The organism is Microcoleus sp. AT8-A3, assembly GCF_036705675.1.
In the GTDB taxonomy this organism is placed as follows: Bacteria; Cyanobacteriota; Cyanobacteriia; order Cyanobacteriales; family Microcoleaceae; genus Microcoleus.
On sequence record NZ_JAUBVD010000012.1, the window covers coordinates 111,392 to 138,381 of the forward strand.

Here is a 26,990-nt window from a genome sequence, read left to right on the forward strand (position 1 = left end):
AACAGGGTTTGAGTTTGCTTTTTTCGGTTTCATCTCTATGTCTCTAACCTATCAACTGCCAAGCTCGATCGAATTCTACCTAAAAGCTGATTTCTCATTCACTGTCGCAAAGCTAATAATTTCTCCTTCACTGTCACTCTTGGTTAGAATTGTTAGCTCGACTTTTCTTTTTACAGAAATAGTTGTGCCGTCCCGTGCGCGATCGCCTGTATCAGACCGAGCACCAAAAAATAATGTTCTCTTGGTTAACACAGCATCCTTGACAAAAACTTAACCTTTGCCTCCCAACAGCCAGGGCAGAAATAATATCAAGCCCTGTACTCCGCGCGATCGCGCCGCTCGCCCGAAGTATAGCTAGGGACTAGGGGAGATCTTACTAGGGACTAGGGAAAAAACGAACTAGAATCAATGGTTTCAGGAACTTGGAAACTCCTAACCGCCTTGCCGTTTGCTTTATGAAGGCGTCCGCTAGAAGTCGCATATTTAATTCCTCAGAAGTATCCGAGCGCTTCTGTATTTGAATGGGTACGACCATCCCTTCAATGCCGGAACTTCTTCTCTAGAATCCGGTTGCATGAATTAGGCAGAATGCGGCATTGCCCTTGTTTTTTCTAATCTACTAAGAGGGATTCTAGCTCTATTAGAATTTTTTGGAGGCGCTTCTGCTTCTTTGCATCGCTCCAAGCTTTGGACTTGTTCGCTTTTGCTAAAACTCCCTTTATTTTTGTTTTCAGATTTTCTTCCGGTTCTTCTTCCGAATTACCTGCCTTTAAATCCGCGATGCGTTCTTTAATCTGAGTTAGAGATAGACATTCAGCGATCGCGGCTTCTAGAAGCGACTTTCTTGCCTGCTCGTCTTTTACTTTGGCGATCGCTCGCGCCTTAGTATACTCGATCTGACCTCGGCGGAGGGCTTCTTGGATGTCTGACGGCAGCTTCAGCAGTCCCAGTCTATTGCTGACGAAAGACTCCCATGACATCCGCCCCAATTCGCTAAAAACCTTGACGACTATTTGCGTTTCATGATGAATGATAACGTTATCATTCATCCTCTGTACGTCATTTTGCATCCGGTAGAGCAGCCGTACCACCTCTTCTAGATCGTATTCAAGGTGATGAGAGAGCAGTTGCAATATCCCCTCGGTTTCTTCGACTGGGTTGAGGTCTTCCCGCTGGAGGTTCTCAACTAATGCGACGCGCAGAGCTTGCTGTTGGGTCAAGTCCCGAACGATAACAGGAACTTCTGTCAATCCCACTTCTCTAGCAGCTCTATACCGCCTTTCGCCAGCTACTAGCTCGTATTTTTCATTTCCCAAAGGACGGACTAATAGAGGTTGGAGAATTCCATCAGTTTTTACTGACTCAACCAAAGCCTGCATAGCTTGGGAGTCGAAGTATCGGCGAGGTTGAGAGGATGGAAGCTTTATCGACTCAATCGAGAGCAGTTTTTCTGCTGTTGGTTCTGCCACTTCTTCATCTCCAAACAAAACGCTCAAATTTGCCTTACCTTTATAGGGCTGGTCATTCTTACTTGACATTGAGTTTCTCCATCAAGGCGGATAGCTGGTCTAATATTTTGACGACGGGATTTTTAGGTTCGTAAACAGCAAGCGGGACTTGTTTCTCGGAAGCATCCGCGAAAGCAGTTATGCGCGGGATGGGAGTGTAAACGGGGCCAAAGGTCGTAAACTGCTCGTTTATGGCTTTGAGAGTCCGCTTGTCCTGAGAGTTGGTAGCAGCATAGCGGGAGGGAACAAAACCAGCTATCTGCAAAGAGCGGTTTCCTTTCTTTCTGATTCTTGCTACTGTTTGCAACAGCAGGTTGGTGCCCTCAAAGGCTTTGTAGTGAGTCTCAACGGGGACTAAGACGTGAGTAGCAGCTACCAGGCTGATGTAGCTGAGCAACCCTAAACTGGGAGGGCAATCTATGAGGATGAAATCGTAATTGTCTTGAATGGGGGCGATCGTATCTTTGAGGCGAACTTCCCGAAAATCCATGTTAACCAGTTGAATTTCCGCCGCGCTGAGGTTGATGTTGGTAGGAGCCAAATCCATACCGTGAATGCCCGTGTGGATGGAAAGAGGTTCCTCATTGACAATGGCATCAAACACAGTTTTATCCAAATTCTGAGAGTCAACCCCCATGAAGAGCGTTAGAGAACCTTGAGGATCGATATCGATGAGAAGAACCTTGTGGCCTCGTAAGGAGAGGTGGTAGCCGAGATTGAGCGCGATCGTGGTTTTCCCCACACCGCCCGCTTGGTTGAACAGCGAGATTATCTTTGTCATGAATTGCCCTCCGGTAGCGTGCCACCATAGTTCCAAAACGGAGTGCAAAGGGAGGTGGCGGTTAAAACTGTAAGCATATTTGCACTTTTGTTGAAGTTTGGGAATGTCTGCACTTTAGGCATGAACCCTCACTATTCCCAGACCGTTTTGTAGAAAAACTATAGTTATACTCTCATATCAAGGTGATGTCTCTGAAGGCGCATTAGGAATTTTTTTATTTTTTCCCACTCCCAAAGGCAATTGGCAACAGTGACCATGCCGTTGCTGTGAAAGACAACGGCAATGCGGTCGCGTTCATGAATGCTAGCAGGTGACGCTAAATACTTCTAAGCTCGCTCTTTCATTGACTTGTAGGAATAAGGATAGTTGATTGTTAGTTTGAGCGAGCCAGGAAGTACCTCTGGTTGATTAATAATGCAGTAAATGAGATATCCGGCCCGTTCCACTTCGGTCGTTGCCAGAGGCGAGAACTGGGCTGATTCACAAATGGCGCGTTTAACCAGTCCCGGTCTGCTGCGGTTCTTAAACAGAGCTTGCACGAACTGGGTGGGATTGGCTATGGCAGGGGACAGAAGCTTGCAGAATTTTCTGGGATGAACTGTCCGAAGGTAATTCAGAGTAGCTTGTCCATTGAGTGCTTCAATTAGAGATGGTGAAATTTGCAAGTGCTGGAGCAGCAAGTCAATATCTTCAGCAGTATTGGTTACTGCCCATAAATTATCCTTGAGCCACCCCCAAACTATCTGCTCAGCCTCTTTGTGAGTTGCTACCAAAAAGCGATTTCCTTTGTAGGTAAACCCTGATACGTGGGGCATTTGGGGGAGAGACCAGTCGGCAAAAGCGCGATCGCTGTCCAGTAGCAATAGGACGGATGCTAGTATGTGCCTCCTGCTGTGCCGCAGCGGATCGGCGACGGGTGCAGGCTGTCGAGAGCTGTATTGATAGTCAAAATGCATGGGAACGCCGTTCTCCTATTAACAGTAAAGTTATTGCTTAAAGCTAAAAGCTAAAGGCTGTAAACTCAATCCGCCGTCCCTCCTAATTTCCCACCTCAAAAGTCATCGGCAAAATTAATCTTGCGGACTATTAAAACGCGATTGAGAGGCAAAACTATCGTCCGAGTGGCTGTTGTTTCTTGTAATTCCAGTTAGTTATAGCAATAGGCAAAAGGCATTTATTCAATGGGTTTTTTCTAGACAATACTTTTTGATTAAACAATTACTGGTTCAATGTTCTCTGCCTTGAGAACTAAAGTTAGTTACAACTGAAGGCGTACCGAGATCGACAAGAGCGCATGATAGGTTGGTTGCTAAAAGATCGACGCGCTTTTAGATGGCGGAACACTTATGTTTTTAGACACCATACAGAGATTTCCCCCTGACTATATTTGGAGGCTAAAACAAATAGGGCTGGCTTTTTTTGAGAAAATAGCAACTGACCGAGCAATAGCTGGAGAAACTCAAGATTTTTACCAGGGATTGCTGGCGGGATTGGATGGGGCAGTTAAATTAATAGACGAAGAAAGCGGAGTACAAACGCTTAACCTTTTAGAAGCTAAAATAGCAACTTTTATCAATGATGAAGGAGATAACTCATCCCAACAAAGTTTAAGTTCAAGTTCAGTAGAAGGTGACTGTAAGCTATCCATTTCTAGGTTGCCTGTTAGATCTATTTCTCAACTTAGACAAATTGGAAGAGAAACCGATTGCGGACCAGATATAGAAGATTGTGTCTGCATCGGCGAGACTCAAGATTTCTATCACGGCTGCCTTGCTGCTATTGATTTTGCTCTGTCCTTAGCAGGTGAGAAATATGCCTATGCTCAAATCAGTCTGGTAAAAACTAATGCCGCCAATTTCATCGAATTAAACAAAGATTGCGAACGCCGAGTTCTTGAGCTTAAAGGCTTATCTTCCTCAAAAAGGCAAGATTGGCAACCAAAACAAAATTTGCTTGTCGAGCTGTCCAAAATAGATGGCGACAATCAAGTTGGGACGCTGGGCAGTGAAGGAGAGGGTGATGAAGCTGATTCGCGATCGACAGAAACAGGAACTTTAGAAGCTGAAATACAGGAGCAAGATTTGAAGAGCGATCGCTCTAATTCTAGCGAACTAATCGTACCTCTTACTTTAAGCAATCCGGTTCTTTTGAAATACCAGACTGAAAGTGAAGAGGAAGTACAAGAACAGTTTAAAGAAGAGATAGTAAAGCTGCCAGAAGAGGAGCGCTTAGAGCTAGAGAATTTGCTAGTCAGCACTTTATTAGATGGTTGTCAACTATTAAAGCTAGGAAAACGTAAAGTTATAGAAGATTGGACAGCATTTTTAGAGGAGGATGAAGCAATCAGGGTGATTTCCGATCGAGACAGCCACATCGTTCTGCGGATCACTTTAGAGGGTGAAGTGCAAAGCGCTCTATCTTATGGCGATGCAGAGGTATTGAATGCAACTGTTAAAGAAAACTCAGAGGATTTGGTTATATTCTCTAACTGGTTAGAGCCGATAATTGAAAACGTGTCAGCAGATAATTTGAATGCTGATTCAGTACCGCCAGCAGCCACAATGGATATTCAGCAGGTAAAATTGGCTGAGTCTATCCTGCCAACAGCTCAAAGAGCTTTTGAGTATTTACTCAATCATGCTCCCGATCGCGTGGAAGAGACTGATGAGTACACTCGCGTTCGGGTAGGAGATTTGTACGATCTGATCGTGGGAGAGTCGGAGGGGGTTTCGGTATCTTCTCTGACTGTTTCTGTCCGAGGGGAGTTAATCAAGGTTCGCGGAGAAAATTTGGTTTTAGCTCAGGGTATTTCCCCTGAAGATATTGACTTTTGGAGAGTTGTGGCAGATGAGCTAGATCGGATAGAGGCGAGGAGTAGGGATTGTGAGCGATCGGAAGAAGACAGTGTAAGTGGTTTTCAGCGCTGAAACGTTGGAAATATAATTTTTCCGTAACAGAAATCATAGTAGCTTTGGCGCAGTCGGGTCTTTTCTTTGATGGTCGCACGGCTGAAGGTGACATCTTAGTCGATGCTGATAGTCTTTACTCCAAGGTACGGGCTAGTATGTCTAACAAGAGTTATTTGAAAAACTTTATGAACGTGGCTACAAGTAAGTAGGCGGTCAAAATTAAAGTAACACTACTCGATGCTGGAAGTCTTTTGGTATGAGGCTCTTGGCTTTTGGGTTTTTGACTTGATTTATAACCACCTACTTGCTTGATTTATAACCACCTACTTACTTGTAACGTTTTACAAGGCTGTACACCGCATGAGCTGGGTCTGGGTGATTGGGTCTATGAAATAATCTATTGAGTTGATTCGATGAATATTGACGTTCGCCCCAAATAGCCCAAATAAGGGCGAGATCGTTTTCCTTAAGAAAGTCTCTCAATAATTCTTCTTGCATATAAAACAGTGACTGACTGTTGTTGAAATCATCGCTACAATCAGAAACGTTATATGTTGCTTTAACTCCCTTCCTTGTAAGCAGATCGAATGTCTGTGGTTGACCAATTAACTCCAAATCAGAGGCAATCTCTTTTGCTAACGTAGTGGCATGACTAGCATGATTGGCAGGGCTACGACTACTTTCCCAATGAAAGTCACAGACCGGAATGAGTGCATGATATGTGATTATATCTTGCTGTACTTCCTCAACTTCCACTGGAATTTCACGAATTTCAATACGCCCAAGTTCTTCTTCGCTAAGTTTTTCAGCACCCTCATTGTATGCATTAACACCTAATAAGCGAAGTTTAACTATATCGACATGACTCAAATCTAGCTGCTTGCCATCTAAAAAGAATCTTGGTTCCATCCGCTCAACTTGAACAGTCTCCTCTTTCACAACGAACGAGAATTCACAAGTGCTATTTTCAGGAAACGTTCCACACCACGGAATCTCGCCTGCAAACGTATAGCCAACTGATGGCTTTTCAGGCAACCATCTTCCACCTAAGTTTTGATTGGATAGATGCTCGAAAAAAGAATCAGCCTCACTGGACAAGACGAGAAAACTTCGGATGAAGCAAAAAATGTTTCGACCAAGAGTTTCGTTTTCCTGGACTATATAGCCATCTAACATAACCCAGGGACCAACTTCGTTTTGAATCTCCGCCATTTGAAGATAAGGGTTTACATCAGGTGGTGATCCATTGACGATCCATTCCTTCATCTCCATGCCAGGATCGCCAAGTAAGTCTGCCTGTATAAGGCAAGCCTCTGGTGATTGCTCTGGAAAACTTGGGTCAATATCAAGATCCCAGTTCCAATCACGCTCATTGCGTCTCTCAATTTTTCCTAAATCATGTAATAGACCAGTCATCTCATAGAAGGCAATCCATGAATATTTCTTACCATAACGCTCTATTTTCTGAGTATCACTTCCTGTCGTATTCCAGTCATTTCGGTTCTCTATTGAGCTTTCGATATCCTTGAATTTTTCACTTGACCATCCAAGTTGCTCAATCCGCCAAAGAATTTGCGCTCTGACCTTTTGATACTCTTCATTATTGAAATCATAGTTGCTGCGTCTTGGCACCAAACGTCCGAGAGTGTAGTTTTCAAAATCCATCCGGAATGGTGAATCTGTACCATAACGCCTTTCTTTAGATGCTTCACTTTCGCCCCAATCCCGTAGTCCCCCTTCTTTAAATGGAGGTTTACTTCTTTGAATTTCTTCAGAGGTGAAAAGCTCAGAATGATGTAGAGAAGCCATTTCTATAATCCGACTTCCGTACTCTCTCATAAGGGAATGTGTAGTGCTAAATGATGCGCTTTCTGCAAACATTGAGTCATAGATACTCCGCGCATAGGTCGGTAACGTTTCGGTCACAAAGGTTTGGTCGCCTAAATCCGCATGCTGCGCCATTGCAACTCCATAGCTTGCAGCAAGCATTCGCTCCGGGACATAAAGATCGTTGATCGCAAGTGCTATTAAGCTCTCCTCAAAAAGTGCTGCGGGGTTTCCTCGTCCAAACCAGTACAACGCACGGGTTGCCACATCACGAAGTTCTCGATCTGTAGAGGTTAAAAGCCACATAACCCATTTCGCGCGCAGTCGTTCAGAAGTAGTCCAAAAGTCCAGTTGTTGTTTCCACCTGCCCTCTATTGCCAGTAGATCGTTAAATCTCTCGGAGCGTGTTTCTCGAATCCACTCAGTCCAAACAATATCTCGTTCAGAAACTGACATTGCTCGAAGTGTCTCATCAAGAAAAGCAGCATTAAGTGGGTGAAGTGCCACTGCACGGGCTACTTGAAATCGAAAGAACAAGCGGCTTCTAAATCTTGAGGATTCATGTGAAAGGCTCAATAAGGCGCTTACTGTCTCTTGGTCTAAATACTCTGTATCTATTTCAGCCGCCAACGCAATAGCGTTTTTCTTTAACGGCTCCGAGACATGCTGCCAAATTTGCCTCCCTTGCATTCGGCGCGGAGCCAGTGTAACTAGAGATCGAAGTATATCGAGCGCCAATTCGTGGCTAGTATCACCAGTGAATAGTGCGATAGTCTCAGGGGTATTCAGCCAAGCAAAGGATACATCCTGCGCGTACTTAATGAGAAGAGCATTAGCGACAATATACCCTCCGAGCGCGTCATAAGTTGGCGTGACTACAAATTCAAACCCTGGTCCTGGGTTCTTGAAGAGAATCCCTTCCTGTGCCAGAAGATTAACGATACTGCTATCCCACGCACGAGAAGCATCAGACACTGCATCACGAAAGCCTGACTCGCTAATTTCCCGCTTTCCGCACTTCCATAATTCGATTCCAAGTGTGTAAATCGCCTTCTTCACTTCATTTGCAGTATAACTATGGTTGAGGTTAATCATCTGTGAAATTCGCTCAGCAGCATTAGCAACATATTTGTCAAATAGTGGTGCAAGCGAGGTAGGAAAATAATCAATCTTGACTTCAGATTCTTTTTTCGGGTTGGTGACCTCGCAGAATATTCTCAGCGTTAGTGGGTGCTGTAAAAACTCCGTAGGAATCTCTGAATCGCCAGGGTCTATTTTAAAGTGGCTAAAATACTTTTCGATTGCCTCATCAACATCACCTCCAAACCCCTCACTTTCTATTGCCTTTATGCCATCAGGAAGAGCCATAACTGCGAATGATTCTCTAGTCTCAGTTTGTGACTCTCGATACGGATGCCAATCTTCCTTTTTGCGTTCTCCAGTTCTCAATGTGCAAACTACTAGAACGTTAGGGTATTTCTTTACAATCTCGCTGAGCGAAGCTAATTCAGGCTTCCAATCTTTTGGATTCTCAGCTTCGTTAAGTCCATCAATTAGGATTGGTAATCGACAGCAGGCGCGTTTACCAGCCGCATCCACTGCTGCCAGTAACATCTCTATACTCGGCATAGGAATGCCATTGATTGAGAGGGTTTTTGCAAGATCATCGAGAGACTGCCCCCTGTGAAGATTACGACCCTGGAGAAAAATGCCAGCAGGTCTCTTCTCCTGGGGAGCAGTTAGTTGGGCAGCCATCTGCGTCTTACCACCACCTGCATCGGCTAAAACTCCAACCAGACCAACTCCGAGAAATTCTTCAGCTTCGTCGAGAAGTTCTTGCGCTATGTACATATCGTCTAGCGCATTAGTAGCATACAGTGCAGCAGGATGATTTGCAGACCGTAAGTGTCTAGGGGTCGCGCGAACGTCTATATTGATTAATGTTTTTCGTTCCTTTAGTTTTTGTTGGATAACATCAAGGTCTCCATCTGCAAGGATTTGATGAAAATTGATAAGAGTATCAGCAAACGCTGAGCAAGCATCAATAAAAGAGGTTATGTAGGGTTTTAATCTGGGCACAGCGCCGTCTGACTCACACGATAGTAAATCAGATATATTCTTCAAACGCTCCCCGACTTCAATCAATTGTCCCCATGAGTCAACCTCTCCCAGCATTCGCCGAATTATCCGCTCGGCATCAACGTCTTGGTGGACTGGTTCTAGCCAGCGCTCTCGAATTGGCTGAACTGCTATCCTGTGTCGTTCTGCTAGAGTATTCGGAGTTAAAATCTGTTCGCCAAAGTAGGTACTTCTGAGTATTAAGCCATCACTACTTAGATAAGTATCAGCTTCTTCCTCAGCCCATAAGTGCAACTTGTATTGTGTCGGAAGACTGTAATACCATTCCTGATCTTCCTTACTGAGTGTATAGGGAGTCCAAAGAACCCAATCTGTGAGGTTTGGTAATACCTTTTCAGTAGTTTCCAATGAGTGTTCAATATTCTTACGGCTTGCTGCATTTAATGTTCCATTTTGATTACGCTGAAAAAGCTTACATTGCCATCCGAACCAACGGGATGAATCACCAAGCTGACATTGTTCAGTCAGCTTTATATGAAATTCAACACCAGGCTGATTTGCTAGTGCTTTGAATTCGCCAAACCGTCCATATTGCAGCCTCATAAGACCGCGACATAGATTTTCAAAGTTGCGGGTATTCTCACCTGAAAGTGAATCAAATTTTGTCCAGTCTAGAGAAGGCATTGCAGTATCTTAAAAGTCTATTTACCTCGCCCATACTCAGCGTCTGGGTAATCATGAGCCGAAAAAATTTCAATTTTTGCTCCTCTATCAATCATAAGCTTCATAAAAGCGGAAACTTCTGATTCATCAGTAGTTAGAATCAATTTGTCTTCTTCTATTCGAGTGCTTACGTCATACAAAAACTGCTCAAGTTCCAGAGGACCAAGAGTATAGATATTTGCATCCTTTAAAAGAGCAGAAACTTCATCTCCGAATCGGTTTCTAGTTCTACCAACTTCTATTTTGTCAGCAAGCTTTTCAGTAAGCTGGTCAATTGTTTGTTTGGTTTTTCTCGCGTCATCAACGCTCTTAAACTGCCCAATCATCACTAAGTTCATCGAGTGTTCAGACCCGTAGCCACGCCAAACTTTCATAAATTTATCTCCTGATTACTTCTAGCTAGCTTATGAAGTGCTAACATCACTCCATCCTCAAGAATCTGAACACCGTCAGTACTGTATGAGGTTGGTTTTAAAATTCCTGAAGCATCTATATGGGCAAAAGCCTCTAACCCTGTTTCCGCAATAAGGGGATTACAGGTCGGAAGTCCATCAGCACCACTCTCGCTGACTGCAAGGGGAATACATCCACGGTAGTTAGCCACCCATTCTTGCAATATTCTACAAGTATCGCTATCAATCCCGCCAGTTCTTAGGGTGGCTTCTTGAGGCAAAAGTAAGAATTCAGAGCAACCGAATTCTTCCGCGAGATCAATAGCTTTATCAAGGTCATCAATAGTTTTCGAGTTAACCACAAAGTTGATGCCAAAGGGAAAACGTTTACTAAGTGCCTTGATACGTTGAATCAAGGTAGCAAAAGGTCTTCCTCTGAGAGATTCGTAGGTAGCTTCAACCCCATCCATGCTCACTCTGATGAAATGTACATTTCCTGATAGATCCTCAAGAAGGCGATCGCTGAGATGATGGGCATGAGTGGTCATGGTAACAGCCAAACCCGTTTTTTCAGCTACGAAAGAGCAGAGTTCTGCGAGCCGAGGATATAGAGTCGGTTCCCCGCCTCCCAAGCCCACACCAATGCAGCCATTGACATCCAAATGAGTAAGCCAGACCGTTAACTGCTCAAAATCCAACACAGCAGGATTTTTTGGTGCGTAACAATGGGGGCAAGTAAGATCGCAAGCATTCGTCAGCGCGATAGATACTTGACGTGGGGCAGTTGACCATATGCTTGGAGGTAGACTAACTTCATCTACTAACAGATTCATACCAGTGTTTCGATTGAACAGATGTAAACCTGCGGCTCCAACACGAACCTTCAAGGTGGAGGAGACATTAGACGTAGTTGCAACCAGATGGTAACGATTAGACTCCATTGAACTCACGTTACTCATTTTTACCCTCTATAACGTCTATTTGACATGGCTTGCTATGCGACTACCCTACATATTACGAGGATTGAGGAGGATTTACGAGGGTCTAAAATACAAAAAATTACGCCAAAAGCAACAATTCTTTACAAAAAGTGATAGGTATTTATACTGATTGCAACGGTAAAAGTAGGAAATTGTAGGTGTAATGAGTAAAAACTGTGCTGTTTTCTCCTCTTTTTTCCTCCTTTTTTAGCTCTCTAAAATCCGCATCCAGGTCAAATACGGTTTTTACAAAGTAAAATAGCTCTGAATAAAAGGGTGGGTGGGTGGCAATAAGCTTCCCCACTCCTAGAATAAATGAGGAGTGGGGAAGCCGCCCTTAACAGGCAATTTTTGAGATTCTTAGTTGCTCAAGCGACTTAATCCAAATCATCGATGTCGTCGTCAGCAACATCCACTTCTTCGTACACACTTTGCGAGCTGGAAGCAACTGGGCTGCTCTGACGGGCGAGCCGTTGATTGCGAATGCCCCGATGCTTGGCGCGGCGATCGCGGATTGCATCCATATCGGTCAATCCGTATAGGATGCGACCAGCACGCATCAATTCCTTTAAAGGTGTCTCGCTGTAGTCAGCGCGAAATTGGGCATTATGTGTCTCCCAATCAAATTGGCCGCCGTTAAAGCGAGCAACGCTTGCCAGTTCTCGACCTGATTCTTCTCTCAAAACTTCTAGTACCATTAGGCGAAGTTTATCGTTGTAACTAATGCACTTGTCTAGGGCTTTTATCTGAGTCTTATGAGCTTTAGCGGTATGGGTTGCATTAGTCTTTTGAACTTTTTCAGTGACTCTCATTTCTCAATTTTCCTGAATTCAAGTTTGTTCATATACACAGCAGCAATCGCTGCCTCTTTAAGTTTAATATTGGGCTTAACTTTCACATAAACTATTAATAACTGTGTTTAAAACTAATTAAATTTAAAGCAATTAATACTTTAAATATTTCCATGAAAGTTGAAAATTATTAAAATACTAATAAGATGAATAAAATAAAAAACTCTACTCTACCGTTTTTAGGTAGAGCAGAGTTTTACATATTCAACAAGAGCGACGCTGAAGGAAGCTGAAAAATTTGAGCGAGGGTGAAAGACTATTCTAAATCTTCATCTTCGTCCTCATCTTCGTCCTCATCTTCTTCGTCCTCGGTATCGAAGTCTTCTTCGCTGTCCTCATCCAAGTCTTCTTCGGATTCATCTGTTTCCTCATCTTCATCAGGATCAAGTTCATCTTCTAAGTCATCCACATCATCATCTTCATCTTCATCTTCGGATTCATCCTGCTTGTTATAGCTATTGCGTTTAGCAAGCGATTCTTGATTGAATTTGACAAGACCTTTAATTGCTTCTTGCGGGTCAAGCTCGAAAACGTCGTATAGTTTTGCCATCACAAGCGCAATGACTTCCATATCGTGGCGCAGTGCATCGGGTTGACCAAATAGAGCTGGAAACACTTCGTTATTCCAACGCTGCCAGTTCATCGTTTTGCCGCGTTTTTTCAACTGTGCAGCAATATCCAAACCTAGTTTTTCCTTGGTAGCGTGACCTACCTTAGTTTGGAGGCGTTTTTCGCGCAGTTGAATTTTGACTCCAAACTTTTTCAGGATGGTAGTTCGCACGCGGTCTAGAAGTACGTCTGCTTGCTCTTCTACAGTGAGTGTCGAACGGCGACTGACCTGCGATTGGGTAGCTGTCGCTGGGCTCTTTGACTTAGCAGCACCATTGCTTTTGCCATTCAAAGTCACCGCTCCATTGGATGGGCGAGAGTTATGGTTTTTAGCTGTTGTTGTAGCCATAAAGTTTGATTTAATTAAACTACTTCACGGCTAACAGCGCCGTTAGGCGCTCTCAAATTTCATCAAATTTATAATTAGTTTTTTTTTATTGTTATTAATAATTATTTATAAAATTGTTACCTTGAAATAAATTAATCTAATAATTCGGTGTTTTTTCTTCGAGCAGGCAAAATACCCAATTATGTATATTGAGGAAATTGGGTAAATAATTCCTAAGAATTAAAAGGAGGTTTGGCTGCTGTAGAACTATTGGCTGATGGCAACGCTCGACCGCAGCTTATCAATGAGAAGAGTACCTTTGAATATTTCTTACCGTTGAATTTATGCGTACCATTAATGATTGGCTCGCTCTGGCCCAAAGAGGCATTAAGATTGTCGGGCTGGAGTATTACACGCCTGACAGAATCAGAGTGTTAGCACAGTTTCACAATTGGGGGCAGGAACTGCATTTGCCTGTTTTCTTTTGGAACTCTGGGTACAGTTGCTTGCAGGAAATTGTGAGTCGGGACGGTCAGTGCATCTTGCAAAATACTGACTTGCACCCAGATTCTGACGTGCTTGAGTTTCTATTAGAGAGTAAGAGAGAGGGAATTTACATTCTTGAGGGAGTGCTAGATTTTGACGAATCCGGTCAGGTGAGTTCGCGTCTGGGGTTTCAACTGGCAAATGCTTACTATCACTCATCTTGGTCTGCGGTTCCTCAGTTTTGGGTGATGCTGGAAAACTACATACAACTGCCGATGAACTTGCAGCCTTTGATTCCCGTACTGACGACTCCATTACCGTCCCGAGTTGCAGCGCAAAAGATGGTGGAGTTGTTTTGCGATCGCAATCCTTGGCTTGGCGATAAAGGTGACGAGGTGTTGCAAACTGCTTTGGTTCGAGCTTGCCAGGGGTTGCCCCAAGGTGAGATCGAGTTGATTTTGGAGCGATCGCTAGCTTTTGCTTCGAGTGTGGAGGAAATAGCGCGGTTGGTGCTCGACCACAAGGTTAACAAGCTGCGGGGGCGAGGCTTAGAGTTTATTGCCGAGGCTGATGTGCCGGATGCAGGTGGTTTAGACTTGCTAGACGAGTCCCTTTCAAAGGTGGCTTCGTTGTTGAGTCCAGAAGCAGAGAAATACGGACTCAAATTTCCCAAAGGAATGATTCTCTGGGGGCCGCCGGGTACGGGCAAAAGTCTGAGTGCTAAACTTGCGGCTAAGAAGATGGGAGTACCGCTGTTGGCGGCTGATTGGGGTTCGATTGTTGGTTCTTCCAGACCAGATTTAGCTTTGCGCGAATTGCTGGAACTGACTCAGGCTTTAAGTCCTACAATTCTCTATTGGGATGATTTTGATAAAGGTTTTGCAGGGTGGGATTCCAATGCAGATGGCGGCGTTTCTAGGCGCTTATCGGGGAAGCTTTTAACGTGGATGCAAGAGCATCAATACCCAATTTATATCGTGGCGACAGTGAACCGTTTGGGGATGTTACCACCGGAATTAATTCGTCGTTTTGATGATATTTTCTTTGTGGATTTGCCTCACGAAGGGGCGATGTATGAAATTTTCAATCTTCATCTCAAAAAATATTTTCCTGAGTTTCGTAATGCTTCTGAGTCGCCTTGGACAGATGATGAGTGGCGGATTCTGTTGAGAGATTACAGGCTTTGTACACCCGCAGAAGTCGGCAATGCTGTGAGAAAATGTGCTGAGGAAATTTATTATCGCGCTCGGGTACAAGGGAAACAGCCGGATGAATTGAAGGTGACTTTGAACGACCTTCGGCAACAGCGTTACCAGTTTACGCCGTCGATGCTGCGGGATGAGGAGCAGATTCTAGCGATTCGCAATCAAGCCACTTATGCTAGATCGGCTAGTGGAGAGGATCGATCGCGATTTTCAATTCCGTTACAGGAATTGTTTGGTTAGCATAGATAGGGAATGCAATTCTTTATTAACATCAGTTTTAGTCTATAATTATCTTAAGATAGGGAGGATGGTGACTTTAAGGCAAATTGGCAATAGGCAATACTAGATTAGCGCTCTTGAATATCAGCATGAAAAAAGTTGCAAGCCCTATTTCAACCGGAGGTGCTGGGCCTGATTACGAAAACCGAGTTGGTGCTTACTACCTAGCAGCATTGCTATTGCAAGCAGTTCCTCGCGGTCAAGAGGCAGGAGTAACGCGAGAAGTACGTTTTCAGCGTCTCTATGAGGGACAGCCACTAGATGACCTCATTATTGTTTCGGAGCTTCCAGTTGGTGAGGCTAAGCTTGCTCTCCAAATTAAACGAGATTTAACTTTCGGTGAAAAAGATAAAACCTTTGATGAAGTAATCCAAGCTTGTTGGGAAACTTTCAAGTCTTCGGAATTTCATATTGGTATTGATCGCTTTGGGATTGGAATCGGGCTGTATTCAAAAAATATTGATGAACATTATCAAAGTGTTCTAACTTGGGCGCGTACCAGTACAGATTCAAACGATTTCCTCAAGAGAATTAATCAACAACGTTTGGCAAATAAAACTCAGCGTAGCTTTCTCCAATTAATTCGTGGCAAGTTAGATACTTACTTAGGGAGTAGTGTAACCGATGATGAGTTGTGGGACTTCCTGCGCTCAATGGTTATTTTGCATTTTGATTTTCAGCGAGATGGTTCGCGTGACTATAGCTATACTGTTGAGATGGTGAGTCATCTGCTAAATACTGATAAAAAAACTGAAGCACCGCAACTTTTCACTGAACTTGTTGATGTGGCTACTCAGGCAAATGGAACTGCTGGCAGCTTTAATGCAGAGATTTTAATGCAGAGATTGCAAGCTAAGTTTTCTCTACTCTCGCTCATTCATTGTCGCTCTGACCTTGAAAAGATACGACAAGAATCAGATTTTGTACTAAAGGATATCCGAGTTGATATTGGAGGTTTAACTCTTAGTCGAACCGCTCTAATCGTTGATGCTCTAGAAAAGCTTTCAGAAGCATCACTAATTGAGATAGTTGGCTCATCTGGAGTTGGTAAGTCAGCCGTAGTGAAGACTCTTGTTGAGTATCAACGAGGGGAAGGTCAAGTTCTAGTTATTTCAGGAGAGCGTATCATCGGGACAGGTTGGAGTATTTATGCAAGCACTCTACAACTCAAACAGCCACTGAATAAACTTCTCGTAGCATTAAGTGGAAGTTCTAGACCAACTATTTTTATTGATGGGATCGATCGGATTGTTGACATAGGTAAACGTGCTGTTGTGAATGATTTACTTCGCACGTTAGCAGAGGTTCCACTTAGCGAAGATGGTTCTCGGCATTGGACAGTTGTATTCTCAGCACGGGAAGAAAATCTTCAAAATGTCTATAGATGGTTGGACTGGCAATCACTAGGAAAACCAATAAGGTTGCAAGTACCGGAATTAACCGTAGAGGAACTCCAAAGTATTGTCGAACACAGTCCTCGACTTAAACCACTGTTATCTCTGAGTCAGCTTTCGCCGATTCTTAAGAATCCATTGATGTTGAGGCTTCTGGAAGACCCACGTATGCTTCCAAATCTAGAAGACTTACCACCTGTTGCTACAGAAATTGAAATCAGTAAAGTGTGGTGGGACAGACTGGTTGGTAATGAAGGTTCCGTCTCCGGTCGTGATAGAAAAAATTCTCTTTTGAAATTGGGTAAACAAGTTGTAAAATCTCCTGGTAAGCACTTTACTGTTGAAGACACTGTTTCTCCAGAGTCAATTATTTCTCTCGCTGCAGATCGAATCATTGTACAAGACCCCGATCGGGAAGTGTATCGCTTTAGCCATGATTTGTTTGAAGACTGGGTGATGTATTGCGTGTTGAATCAGCGTCGTGAGGACTTATCTGCTTATCTTCAAGAACTAGATGAACCGTTCGGTTTATATAGATCTGTTCAATTGCTGGGGTTAGCTTTGCTAGAAAACTCTAAGACGGCAGATTCTTGGATACAGTTAATAGAGCAAGTTGAGCAAGCTTCGGAACTTTCTCCTAGATGGCGGCAAGCATTACTGACTGCACTTCTAGTATCTCCACGTTCCAGCGAATTGCTTGATAAAGCTGAACCGCTACTCATAGCTGATAATGCACGGCGACTTATCGAGTTAATGGTTGCAATCCGAACTTTGGAAGTGATGCCGAACTTTTCACTAATGTCTTTCTTTACAGAAGAAGAGTTACGGTCAAGCGATCGCGTAAAGTCGCTTTTAATGAGCGATCCAATTCCAAGATGGTCAGTGTGGCAACCTTTCATGGGTTGGTTGCTAAAACGCCTCAATGATTTACCCACAACCGTTCGCCCAGAAGTTGTTAAGCTCATGGAGATGTGGCAAGTCAACTCGCCAATAGGATTTATTTATCGAAAAGAAATCGGTGAAATAGCGATCGCATTACTTAAGGAAGAAGAAGCAAGGAGAGGTTGCTAATGTCGAGATATGATGATGAATACGAAAACCGCTTACACAGAATTGTGCTGCACTCAGCAGATGTTTTGCCAGAGAAAGTTGGCTCTTATCTCGGCGAACTCGCTAACTCTGGGAATTATGACGCCAAAAAGGATGTAATTTCTAAAATTCAAGACTTTACGCCTCTTGTCGATTCAATCTCAAGAGAATTTGTTGATTTTGTAATCAGCGTACTTATCCAAAAGCCAATCAATCCAAAAAATTATCCTAGTATTCCTAGAAGAATAACTAGCTCGTCAGAAGATAGAAATTTTGGTATAAACGATATCTTGAATTTTTCCCCCCCTGCACCTGTTCAAGGACCGTTTTTATATCTCTTGCTTAAGAATGAGGATGAAGGACTGCGTTTAGTCCACAATCTCGCCAATACTGCATCTGAAAAATGGCGTGAGTATGAACAGCGAGAAGAATTTGACAGACCTAAATTAACTCCTCTACCAGTCACTATTAATTTACCCTCCGGTTCTCGTGATTTTTGGGGTGATACTCAAGTTTATTGCTGGTTTAGAGGAATAACTAATGGTTCATATGCTGTGATTTCTGCCTTGATGGCACTAGAAGAGTGGATTGAGAGACAGATTGAAGAAGGTAGAAATGTTGAAGCTCTTTTTGAAAAAGTATTGAGTGAGAGCAATTCAGTCGCCGTACTAGGTATTTGCTTAAATATAGCACTTGCTTATCCTGAAAAGTGTTTAAAAGCAGCACTACCAATTGCAATCTGTCCTGATATTTGGGAAATGGACAGAGAGCGTCTCTTTCACGATCAAACCAATTCATTAACATTTCTTAAGCTTTTGGAATTTGATCGGCATAATGACTGGCTTTACGAAGTCCTTGAAAGGCGAAATAAAAGACCGCAGCGTTCACGAGAAATTAGAAAGAATTTAGCAATTTATTACGTTTTGTCGAGTGATGACTCTTTAAGAGTTCCATTCGAGCAGGCAGTTGATAAATTTACAGAAAACCTTCCCTTTCGTTATGAAGAAGAAAAATCAGATCCAAACTTTGTAGCTGCTCTCCAAGAAAAAATGGAAAACTATCAAGTATTTGGAAGGAGAGAAAATTATCGACAACAGCAAGTGGGTGAACAATTACAAATATGGGTAGAATTTCCTAAAGAACTGAGAGAACGGAATCAAAAACTTCTCGCACCTAACGTTAAATACCAACCTTGGCTTAGTGTATATCTATGGGCAGAAGAAACCATTCAAAATCGTGTACCGCAAGAGCGGATGACTTTAGAAGAAGCTGTTGCAGCAGCCAAAGAATTAGAGGCATCCGAAGATTTTTCTGAAACGGATAACGAAAATATTCTTGATGTTACTCGTCTTAAAGCAATAGCGGGTGTTGCTGTAGCAATTCTCATTGCAGATTTTGAGTGGGCAAGAACACAGAACCATTTAGAATGGTGCCGCGCTATTCTACTTGCGGCTGCTTGTATGGCTGAAACATCCATGTATGCTATGTCATCGTCTAGGGTGAAAGTTTATGCTGGGCGAGGTTTAGCCTTACTAGCTACTCATGGTGTAGCAGATATTGAAATACGCCAGCAGATTCTCCAGTTAATAAGTGAGTCAGTGAGACAGTTTTCCGATAATGGAGAAGTGGTAAAAGCAGTATTTATTGGTCTGCAAAATGGATGGAATCTCGATCCAGGATTATGCTGGAATGTTTTGAGTCTTTGTCTCTCGCTATCTATAGTTCCTGGAAAACTTTACTATGGAACTAAAATTCCTGGGAAAATTTACTACTATGGAACTCATGTTGGACGATTTAGACCCAGTTTTAAGAAGCTAGAAACTTGGAAAGACAATGTTATTCAGAATCACTTTGACTATCTAGCAAAAGACGAAATTCCAGAGCTTCCTAGAATCCCCACAGTAAGAAAGATTGTTTTTATTCGAGGGAAAGTTGAGTATGGGCTTTATACTTTGCCACTTACAGAACTGTGTAGAGAATCAGCCACCAAAAACAAATTGCTCCAGCTTTGTGATGATTTAGTAGCTCGAACACTCGCAGATAACTTGCCAATAGAAGATGAACTATATTCCCAGTCTCATAAGCCCTATATGTGGAATAAATTTATCTTTACTTGGGCAGCATATTTGGCAAAATCGCTAAGTGTTGAGGAAACTCGCCAGCACATTTTGACACCGTTACGAGACAATTGGTCTCAGGTTCCAAAACTGACAGCCGATCTTCTGAATGGATATATCAGTCATCAAATTGATTACGTCGAAGGACCAACTACACAAGCTTTAGAAATTTGGAAAGAAATTTGCAAGTGGGTACTGGATAGTTCAGAAATTGCCACAAAAGTCAGTTATGACTACCTCGATATTGACACTGGAGAAGTTTTACAACTAATCGTCTTTACCCAGCATGGTAGTTCTCGCATTAAGGATGATTGGCAGCACGCCCACCTTTTTATGGAGATTTTTGACAAGTGGGTTAGCGTAGCTGGGCATAATTCTTACGCCTATAGCCATTTTCTCACCATGCTCAATGGTATTGGCTGGCAGTTTGCACCAGAACCAACACTCGAATGGTTGAATCGATGTGCAAGTAATGCTGTCCATGACCTTTGGAATGAACAGCGTGGGAATGGAAAACAGACAGCCGAATTATTAAACCGTATTTGGAACAGCTTTGAGCAGCAGATTCGTAGTGATAAGGCAATCCTACAACGATATTCTAATCTGGTGTATCGATTGGTGGAAGCTGGTATTCCCCTTGCGAGTGTGCTTCAACACAAGCTAGAGGGGCGGGAACACGTGTCTTGAACCTCCAATATGTGTGAAAAGCTAAGCCATAATTTGCCCCCTAATGATCGCTACATTAGGTAATTTCTAAATTTTCTTCGGATTCAAGCCCAAGAAGAAGCAATTTTTACTTCAAGTTCAACCGGAACTTGCTGCAAATATAGCTCTCCAGCTTCCACCATCACTTTTTTTAGAATGCAAGTGGTTCTTTTTAAAGTTGTTTGCGGACACTCTAACAGAATCTCATCATGCACTACACCAATCAACTTCGCTCCAGTCTTGGGTAGGAGTTTGAACAAACGAGCGATCGCCACTTTCAACATATCAGCCGAAGTTCCTTGAACAGGGTGATTTAGCAACTCAGAAAGTCGGGGTTTCTTTGCCCACCGTCTTCTGCGTCCGCCAATTGTACGGATTTGCTTGATGTCTTTGACGTACACCGTTTTCCTGATGCTGTCGTGCCATCTTCTGACTCCAGAATAAGCTTGGAAAAATCGTCTTCTGAACTCTTTAGCTTCGTCCAAGGTTAAAAGAACATCATATTTTTCCTCAGCATAAGCTTGGAGTTTGGCAGCACCCATGCCGTAAATTAATCCGAAATTAACTGATTTAGCTATCCGTCTATCCTCTGCCGTTACCTCCTCTAATGCCTTACCTGTAATCAAAGAAGCCGTTAAAGTATGCAAATCTTCACCTTTAGCGTAGGCATCTAACATTTTTGCATCGCCAGATATTTCAGCGACAATCCTTAGCTCGATTTGGCTGTAATCTGCTTTAATAATTTGATATCCGGGAGCAGCAATGAAGCACGCACGCATCCCCTTTGCCGTACAATTCCTGGGAACGTTTTGCAAGTTTGGCTTCTTGCAACTAAAGCGTCCAGAACGAGCGCCGCATTGCCGATAGCTGGGGTGAATTCTCCCCGTTATCGGGTGAATGTGTTTGGGCAATGCCTCAGCAAAGTTGGAACACAAAGATGCTAATTTCCGATAATTCAGTAGCAACTGAATAATCGGGTATTGACGAGCTAGAGGAATAAGTTCGCTCTTACTTGTTGACTTAATTGGAATGTTTAGGGCATGGAGAGCGCTTAAAACTTGTACAGACGAGCGGGGATTTATGCTTTCTACCATCTCGGGAAACAGGGAAAGTTGTGCGCTAGGGGCTGGTTTGAGACCGGCTTTCACTAATTCCACCAGCGTAGTCTGCTTTTGAGCTTTCAGTTCCTCGGCCACCAAATGCCAGTGTTTTGCATCCAGTAACATTCCATTTAGTTCCATTTGGGCTACAGCAGGCATCGCTTCAAATTCAATTTGGGCGGTTTCTAGTAACCCAGCATTCTGAAGTTTTGAGATGAGTCGCGCTCTAAGTTTCAGAAGGACAGCAGCATCTAAAGCGGCGTATTCTAACTGAGAAGCTGATAACTTACCTCCGAAATTGCTCGACTGTAGGCTTTTGTCAAGTTTGATTCCTAAAAATTCAAGAGCGAGGGATTGTAGATCGTGGTCTTTCTTGAGTCCAGATCGCAACACCTGACTCGCTAGCATGACATCAAAAAATGGGCCAGACGGTCTAAGTCCAGCTATTTCTAGTACCTGCCAGTCGAACTTACCATTTTGAAATATTTTGAGCGCACGGCTGTTTAGAAGCGCTTTTAAAGGCGATAATTCGCGATCGGCAAAAGCAGCTAGATCGACAATTATCACTGGGCGGTGGGGGACAGCTATTTGGATAAGTCGGATGCGTTCCGTAAGTGGATCTAGCCCGGTGGTTTCTGTGTCTATGGCTATAACACGAGCTTTTATTAAAGGCGAGAGGACATCATTTAGTCGGGAAAAGTTTGTAATCAGCTCGTATTCCACAATAGATTTTTGGGCGTAGTGTGGGGAATTATTCATGGGAATAGAGGGGTTTTAAGGTAATAGTTTTAGTCGTAAAAATGATAGAAATAGCGGAGATATTGGGGCAGATATTCGGTAGAGAAGGCTAAGTTACATTCTTAAATTTATTTCAAGAGGAAGCAATAGTGATTTGTTGAAAGGTAAGTTGTGCAGTCCCCACTAATAAAACGGTATAGTGGGGAAGCAATCGTCTATTTTTTGTCTATTACGACTAGGTAGCTCTCAACAGTAACCGGGCGATCGCTCCCCCAAAAGATTTCTAAGGGAAGTTCGATTAACTTGGCAGACGTGCGCTTAAGAAAGGCTCGAAATGCTTGCGATCGCGGATCGCCTCGGACATTCATGGAATTGCTAACAACACTTACCAGGCGTCCATAATTGCCTAAAAAAAGGTTATAGGCACGTTGTATGATATCTAAATCAACTCCTTTGATGTGGGGCGTAGAAAATGGGGGATTTGCCAAAATTCTGCTATATCGCCTCTGCGGTTCAGTTGTTAAAAAGTCACTTCCAACTAGATTGAACCCTTTTTGAAACAGAAGTTGTTGTAGCAGCGGGTTTATTTCAATTACATCAACGATTGCACCCGCTCTAACCATAGCCTGCGCCAATAAGCCGTCTCCTGCTGTTGGTTCTAAGGCGTAGATTCCTGAAATAATTTGAGCTTCTTCAATCATAAGCTCAATTAGCTCTGGGGGAGACGGAAACCAGGAATAAGGTGGAGCTTCTCGGATTCGCTCATATAGCATTTCTGCAAGCGATGAAGTATCTTTCATTTTATTTTTGCTGCTATTCGGGCTAGAATTGGCGAAGATTGCCTTTTTTTACGTGTTAAAATAAAGTCAATTGCCCTTCAACTTTTGAGTTATCTTTTGGTGACTTAGCTGTTACCATTTCTGTCGGTAAATCTGCATCAGCGCTTTTATCTTGGGACAATTTACGTTTGCCCCAGCCTTGGGATGCTGCATGACGGACAACGCTTTTCCTAATTGCTCTAGCTAGATGGTGATAATCATTTTGGATGCTGTCAAAGTTCACCGCTGAAAATTCAGCTAATTCGGACAAGTTGTAACCATTTGGTAGCCGATTATGTCTTGTCAAGGTGTCTTGTGCTGCCCACATATAGACGTTGTAATAACTGTGGTGCAGAGGAGCTTCAAATGTGGCTCCCATCATATAAGCCACGACTTCTGTGGAAGTGCAGTAATTCCCTACAATTCTGTTGCTGTACTCCTCTAGAATCAAATCGAGCCTATCGGATAAGCAAGCCGTTTTCAACCAGTCAGGTATGCTTTCTGACCAGGGGGTTTTGTGTAAAACTAATGGGCCTGCATAGTAACGTAAAAGGGGAAGGGGAATTCCGGTAAATTCCAGTAGCACGGCTATTAAGTCGCGGTGCATACCCATCTGGGCTAATAGCTTCAGCTTTTCCAAAATGCCGGACTGAGGTTTTACAGGGTGAGTGGTAATTTGTTCAAGTAATTCGGGCGTTAACAGATTTAGCTGAGTCATATCTTTTTGAAGGATAATTGTGTGACGAATGAAGATCAGAAAAATCGCGTAGCGAATTCAGTTACAGGGATTTGCGCCGTCTGTTGGGCAAACAATTCGGCAGAGATACGCACCTCTATATTTCTGAGTAATTTTTACCCACCTTGCTGGATGGAAGGCGGGCGAAATTAAGAGCAATGCCAGCGCTATATTTTGTTTCGTGCAATAGCAGTAGGTCTTGGTTGTTTGCAGATAGGCTACGTCAATCGCCGCCGTAGCCTATCCGCCGATAGGCGGTAGTTTAATTACGACTATCGGATGAAACCCCTACTCGTTATCCCTAGCTACGCTTAATTGTTGATTCTTACGACTTTGTAGCTACATAATTTATGAACGATCCAAACAATATCTGTGCCAATGAACCAGGTTATAGCGCTGATGGTTATGCTGTTAGTGGTCGTGAAAGTAACCCGTGCGAATCCTCCCTTAACGGATATCGAAGCAACAGTTATAGCAGTCAGCAAACAGAGGGATACGGGGTTCCAGACTACTTTGCTGATGGCTATCGAGAAAACCTTTTTGAAGGCGATTTAAATTTAGCAGATACTCCGTGGACGGAGACGGCTGCTAACCCTAACCCCTATTTTAAGGGAGGCGTAAATGACGCGAATCCCTATCAAAATCAAACAGCTACTTCTCATTTCTACGGCGGTGACTTAGAGCTGTAGTGCTTCAGATTGCAGGCTATAAATCGCCTGTATGAAACTTCTCATTTCGGCGACGATGACTTAGAGCTGCAGTGCTTTACGCCGAGGCTGCTCCATGTAAAGCCTCGGTTGACTGCTTTATTTATTTTAAGAAGCGCAATTGCAGCCTCATCAAGTTCGGTGGGTTCCTTTTTGCCACTTAATTGCTTAACTTTTCTACAGTATCCTCAACCAATAACCAAAGTTTTTTACACAAACATGAGAAGAATATTATCAACAAGATTCGGGCGATCATCAGTATGGTTATTCTCTCTCGCCTTAATAGTTTCCATTTTGTTTGAGCAACCAATATTTGCTACGGCACGAATTCCTGCTGATACAACTGAAATGCCAACCAAAATTTTAGAAATACCAGGGATGGACAGGCAAGGAAATCCTACTTCAGTTAACGCCCTCTTGCCAGATTGGACACAAATTTCTTTTTCTCAAATGCCACCCATCAGTCAATCGGGAAGCCTTTCAGCGGGAGAGTACAAGCAGGCAGTTGGCTATGATTTTAGCCGAAGTTGGACAGCAGGGCAAACTCCTGACCAGTACATCATGTTGGGCGATATCAGCCAAGCTTTGCAACCAGAATTGTTATCCTTTGGTTTTGTCACACAGCAAGCTGGTCTGAATTTAGATAGCGTAGCTTTAAGCGCATTTACTTTAGTTGCCAAGCAGTCGTTAAATCACTTAGTTCAGGCTATCCCTATTCTCGGTCAATTTAAAGTCGCAGAGATTGCGCCGGTGGCGGGACTGCTAGCAACAAAAGCTGCTGGCATTGATGTAGCCGATCGCACTCTAGATCGGGTTCTCAGTTCCCATCCACAATTAGGTCAGTTGAAACTGGGAGAAATTGACCTGTCTCAGTATTCAATGTCTTCTATTCCAAACTTAAGCAGCGCTCAACTTGGCGCGTTTTCAGATTGGCAAACGACCTTAATTAAAGACGTACCTGGGTTGAATGCTTTACCTCTGTCTAGCTTTCCCAATCCAATAGCAGAATTCGGCAATTTAGTAATGAGAATTGATGCGGTTTATGGTCCCGCCGAGCGACGGCGAACTAAGACGATATCAGGCTCAGACGTTCAGGGATTCTCAGTTAACTGCCAAGAAAATGATTGCGCTTACATCGAACTAGACGATCTGGAGAATTCGGGTCGGAACGCTCGCGGTTCGCTCGAAGGCAAGCAATGGATTAGCGGTAAGTACCAGGAAGTGGAGGGCGGATCGGGCTGTCTTAAAGGTGTCAACGGCGGCAAGGAACCTACGGGAAGATTGCCTTTTGGCAGTGCTTTTAAGGTAGTGGTCATGGAACCGGACGAGCAAACCGATACCGTTGATACGGCTCTATTCTTCCGATTTTGTTCGCCTTGCGGCTGCTCTCCTTATTTCATTGGCCCAGTACCTTTCTTCACCTATCGGGTTAATTCTCCCATTTTCGTTGGGGCGCTGGAATCGTCCTCTGGCGGCTCTTCCTCTGTACCAACTGGGGCAGTTCGCGGCGGAGTATCTTCTCCTGTTACAAAAGGCGTAGCTACAGCAGCTAATATTAATGTTCCTTGCCCTCCGGGTAGCACTGCACCAGCGCCAGTGTCAGTTGGCAATGTTCAAGGAGTCAATGTTCCCACTTTGTCGGAAGCGATCGCCAGTATTGAAAGCAGCGGTTCTTACGAGAATGCCGGCGTTAATGCTTGCGTTGATGGCGGAAATAATTGCGGGGTTCCGTTGGGCAAGTACCAGTTTATAAACTACGACGAGTACGCTGCTAGTTCAATTTCATCTAAACCAGGGGGTACGCAATTTTTAGCCAAACTGCGACACGGTTACCAACCCACTCAAGCAGAACTTTTTCAATTTTTTCCGCCTGCCGATCGAGAAGCTGTTTTTGCTCAAAGTCTCGCTTCTAAGCTGAATGCCACTTCTCAAGAAAAAGACCCTACTACTGGAAGTTTTTTTAGTGGCGATCGCCTGATTGAGCGAGTAGCTCAAAAGCATTTCGGGGGCGACTATTCCAAAGTTGACGGCTCTTCAACCGATATATTCGGTCGTTTAACTCTCTCAAGTTACGGACAGGATGTTTTGAGGCGCTATCGAGAGGGAGGTAGGGCGATCGCGGAGTCGAATGCTGCTGCTTGCGTTCCGACTTCCAGTGCGGCGCAATCCTCTAATTCTGCGAGTGCTGCCCCCGGCGGCGGTCAATCCACGAGTCAGTATATCAAGCCTGCGAATGGGCCAATAACCAGCCGCTTTGGGATGCGGACTCGTCCGGTTTCCGGCGTGCGGAAAATCTATAACGGCATTGGAATTGCCGGCTCAATGGGAAGCCCGGTAAAAGCTGTTGGCGACGGCGTTGTCAAGACAGCGGTGTCTAACTGCCAGGAAGGGTTACAGAACTGCGGCGGTGGCTACGGCAACTGGATCGAAATTGAGCACGGCAACGGTCGCACAACTCGGTATGCTCATCTGCGCGAGGGTTCAGTGAAACTCAAAGTTGGCGATCGTGTTTCTCAAGGTCAGGTCATAGGCGGATTAGGCAGCACTGGGACAACGGCAGACCCTCGCTTGCACTTTGAAACCCGCATTAATGGAACGGCTGTTAACCCATCTCAAGAAGGAATTTGAA

The 26,990-nt window shown here is 43.7% G+C and carries 17 protein-coding genes; 6 read left to right on the forward strand and 11 right to left on the reverse strand.

The window, feature by feature from the left end; translation table 11 throughout:
* Positions 1 to 611: 611 nt before the first annotated feature.
* From QUB51_RS09955 to QUB51_RS09965, 3 genes are all read right to left on the reverse strand, one after another.
* Positions 612 to 1,538: a ParB/RepB/Spo0J family partition protein gene (locus QUB51_RS09955; RefSeq protein ID WP_333261034.1), complete on the reverse strand. Its 927-nt coding sequence runs from the start codon at positions 1,536 to 1,538 to the stop codon at positions 612 to 614.
* Entirely contained in the window at positions 1,528 to 2,289 is a 762-nt protein-coding gene (locus QUB51_RS09960) for a ParA family protein (RefSeq protein ID WP_333261037.1), read from the reverse strand. Before QUB51_RS09960 ends, QUB51_RS09955 begins: the two co-directional genes overlap by 11 nt.
* A 326-nt stretch (positions 2,290 to 2,615) precedes the next feature.
* Complete coding sequence (locus tag QUB51_RS09965) at positions 2,616 to 3,245, reverse strand: hypothetical protein (protein WP_333261040.1); 630 nt, start codon at positions 3,243 to 3,245, stop codon at positions 2,616 to 2,618.
* Positions 3,246 to 3,635: 390 nt separating this feature from the next.
* On the opposite strand from QUB51_RS09965, the gene QUB51_RS09970 reads away from it, so the two are divergent.
* Complete coding sequence (locus tag QUB51_RS09970) at positions 3,636 to 5,216, forward strand: hypothetical protein (protein ID WP_333261043.1); 1,581 nt, start codon at positions 3,636 to 3,638, stop codon at positions 5,214 to 5,216.
* A 309-nt stretch (positions 5,217 to 5,525) separates the two neighbouring features.
* Here QUB51_RS09970 and QUB51_RS09975 read toward each other — a convergent pair whose 3' ends face one another.
* The 5 genes from QUB51_RS09975 to QUB51_RS09995 form a co-directional block, all read right to left on the reverse strand.
* Positions 5,526 to 9,788 (reverse strand): hypothetical protein, encoded by a 4,263-nt coding sequence (locus QUB51_RS09975; RefSeq protein ID WP_333261046.1) that lies wholly within the window; start codon positions 9,786 to 9,788, stop codon positions 5,526 to 5,528.
* A 17-nt stretch (positions 9,789 to 9,805) separates the two neighbouring features.
* On the reverse strand, positions 9,806 to 10,201 hold the full coding sequence (locus QUB51_RS09980) for a DUF6375 family protein (protein WP_333176401.1): 396 nt from the start codon (positions 10,199 to 10,201) through the stop codon (positions 9,806 to 9,808).
* Complete coding sequence (locus tag QUB51_RS09985) at positions 10,198 to 11,178, reverse strand: radical SAM protein (RefSeq protein WP_333298200.1); 981 nt, start codon at positions 11,176 to 11,178, stop codon at positions 10,198 to 10,200. Before QUB51_RS09985 ends, QUB51_RS09980 begins: the two co-directional genes overlap by 4 nt.
* A 398-nt stretch (positions 11,179 to 11,576) precedes the next feature.
* Entirely contained in the window at positions 11,577 to 12,011 is a 435-nt protein-coding gene (locus tag QUB51_RS09990; RefSeq protein WP_333261053.1) for an aminoacyl-histidine dipeptidase, read from the reverse strand.
* 295 nt (positions 12,012 to 12,306) lie between these two features.
* Complete coding sequence (locus QUB51_RS09995; protein ID WP_333261056.1) at positions 12,307 to 13,008, reverse strand: hypothetical protein; 702 nt, start codon at positions 13,006 to 13,008, stop codon at positions 12,307 to 12,309.
* A 323-nt stretch (positions 13,009 to 13,331) separates the two neighbouring features.
* On the opposite strand from QUB51_RS09995, the gene QUB51_RS10000 reads away from it, so the two are divergent.
* The 3 genes from QUB51_RS10000 to QUB51_RS10010 all read left to right on the forward strand — a co-directional run bounded on the left by QUB51_RS10000 (position 13,332) and on the right by QUB51_RS10010 (position 20,244).
* Entirely contained in the window at positions 13,332 to 14,918 is a 1,587-nt protein-coding gene (locus QUB51_RS10000) for an AAA family ATPase (RefSeq protein ID WP_333261059.1), read from the forward strand.
* Between the two features lie 128 nt (positions 14,919 to 15,046).
* Positions 15,047 to 17,422: an ATP-binding protein gene (locus tag QUB51_RS10005; protein WP_333261061.1), complete on the forward strand. Its 2,376-nt coding sequence runs from the start codon at positions 15,047 to 15,049 to the stop codon at positions 17,420 to 17,422.
* Positions 17,422 to 20,244 (forward strand): hypothetical protein, encoded by a 2,823-nt coding sequence (locus QUB51_RS10010; RefSeq protein WP_333261065.1) that lies wholly within the window; start codon positions 17,422 to 17,424, stop codon positions 20,242 to 20,244. The genes QUB51_RS10005 and QUB51_RS10010 overlap by 1 nt, the downstream gene beginning before the upstream one ends.
* Positions 20,245 to 20,327: 83 nt before the next feature.
* On the opposite strand, the gene QUB51_RS10015 is transcribed toward QUB51_RS10010, so the two are convergent.
* From QUB51_RS10015 to QUB51_RS10025, 3 genes are all read right to left on the reverse strand, one after another.
* A complete protein-coding gene (locus tag QUB51_RS10015) occupies positions 20,328 to 22,121 on the reverse strand; it encodes a bifunctional 3'-5' exonuclease/DNA polymerase (RefSeq protein WP_333261068.1) in 1,794 nt (597 codons plus the stop codon).
* A gap of 194 nt (positions 22,122 to 22,315) precedes the next feature.
* Positions 22,316 to 22,900, reverse strand: a complete 585-nt coding sequence (locus QUB51_RS10020; RefSeq protein WP_333261071.1) for a class I SAM-dependent methyltransferase — start codon at positions 22,898 to 22,900, stop codon at positions 22,316 to 22,318.
* A 55-nt stretch (positions 22,901 to 22,955) separates the two neighbouring features.
* A complete protein-coding gene (locus tag QUB51_RS10025; RefSeq protein ID WP_333261074.1) occupies positions 22,956 to 23,636 on the reverse strand; it encodes a hypothetical protein in 681 nt (226 codons plus the stop codon).
* A 368-nt stretch (positions 23,637 to 24,004) separates the two neighbouring features.
* On the opposite strand from QUB51_RS10025, the gene QUB51_RS10030 reads away from it, so the two are divergent.
* On the forward strand, positions 24,005 to 24,343 hold the full coding sequence (locus QUB51_RS10030; protein ID WP_333261077.1) for a hypothetical protein: 339 nt from the start codon (positions 24,005 to 24,007) through the stop codon (positions 24,341 to 24,343).
* Positions 24,344 to 24,709: 366 nt separating this feature from the next.
* Entirely contained in the window at positions 24,710 to 26,989 is a 2,280-nt protein-coding gene (locus QUB51_RS10035) for a M23 family metallopeptidase (RefSeq protein WP_333393018.1), read from the forward strand.
* Position 26,990 lies beyond the last annotated feature (1 nt).

Excerpts from the sequence above, each read along its gene's own strand:
- QUB51_RS09985 (WP_333298200.1), bottom strand. The coding sequence starts at position 11,178 with ATGAGTAACGTGAGTTCAATGGAGTCTAATCGTTACCATCTGGTTGCA.
- QUB51_RS09995 (WP_333261056.1), bottom strand. The coding sequence starts at position 13,008 with ATGGCTACAACAACAGCTAAAAACCATAACTCTCGCCCATCCAATGGA.
- QUB51_RS10035 (WP_333393018.1), top strand. The coding sequence starts at position 24,710 with ATGCCAACCAAAATTTTAGAAATACCAGGGATGGACAGGCAAGGAAAT.
- QUB51_RS09960 (WP_333261037.1), bottom strand. The coding sequence starts at position 2,289 with ATGACAAAGATAATCTCGCTGTTCAACCAAGCGGGCGGTGTGGGGAAA.
- QUB51_RS09955 (WP_333261034.1), bottom strand. The coding sequence starts at position 1,538 with ATGTCAAGTAAGAATGACCAGCCCTATAAAGGTAAGGCAAATTTGAGC.
- QUB51_RS10015 (WP_333261068.1), bottom strand. The coding sequence starts at position 22,121 with ATGAATAATTCCCCACACTACGCCCAAAAATCTATTGTGGAATACGAG.
- QUB51_RS10020 (WP_333261071.1), bottom strand. The coding sequence starts at position 22,900 with ATGAAAGATACTTCATCGCTTGCAGAAATGCTATATGAGCGAATCCGA.
- QUB51_RS10005 (WP_333261061.1), top strand. The coding sequence starts at position 15,047 with ATGAAAAAAGTTGCAAGCCCTATTTCAACCGGAGGTGCTGGGCCTGAT.
- QUB51_RS10025 (WP_333261074.1), bottom strand. The coding sequence starts at position 23,636 with ATGACTCAGCTAAATCTGTTAACGCCCGAATTACTTGAACAAATTACC.
- QUB51_RS09990 (WP_333261053.1), bottom strand. The coding sequence starts at position 12,011 with ATGAGAGTCACTGAAAAAGTTCAAAAGACTAATGCAACCCATACCGCT.
- QUB51_RS09975 (WP_333261046.1), bottom strand. The coding sequence starts at position 9,788 with ATGCCTTCTCTAGACTGGACAAAATTTGATTCACTTTCAGGTGAGAAT.
- QUB51_RS09970 (WP_333261043.1), top strand. The coding sequence starts at position 3,636 with ATGTTTTTAGACACCATACAGAGATTTCCCCCTGACTATATTTGGAGG.
- QUB51_RS09980 (WP_333176401.1), bottom strand. The coding sequence starts at position 10,201 with ATGAAAGTTTGGCGTGGCTACGGGTCTGAACACTCGATGAACTTAGTG.
- QUB51_RS10000 (WP_333261059.1), top strand. The coding sequence starts at position 13,332 with ATGCGTACCATTAATGATTGGCTCGCTCTGGCCCAAAGAGGCATTAAG.
- QUB51_RS10010 (WP_333261065.1), top strand. The coding sequence starts at position 17,422 with ATGTCGAGATATGATGATGAATACGAAAACCGCTTACACAGAATTGTG.
- QUB51_RS09965 (WP_333261040.1), bottom strand. The coding sequence starts at position 3,245 with ATGCATTTTGACTATCAATACAGCTCTCGACAGCCTGCACCCGTCGCC.
- QUB51_RS10030 (WP_333261077.1), top strand. The coding sequence starts at position 24,005 with ATGAACGATCCAAACAATATCTGTGCCAATGAACCAGGTTATAGCGCT.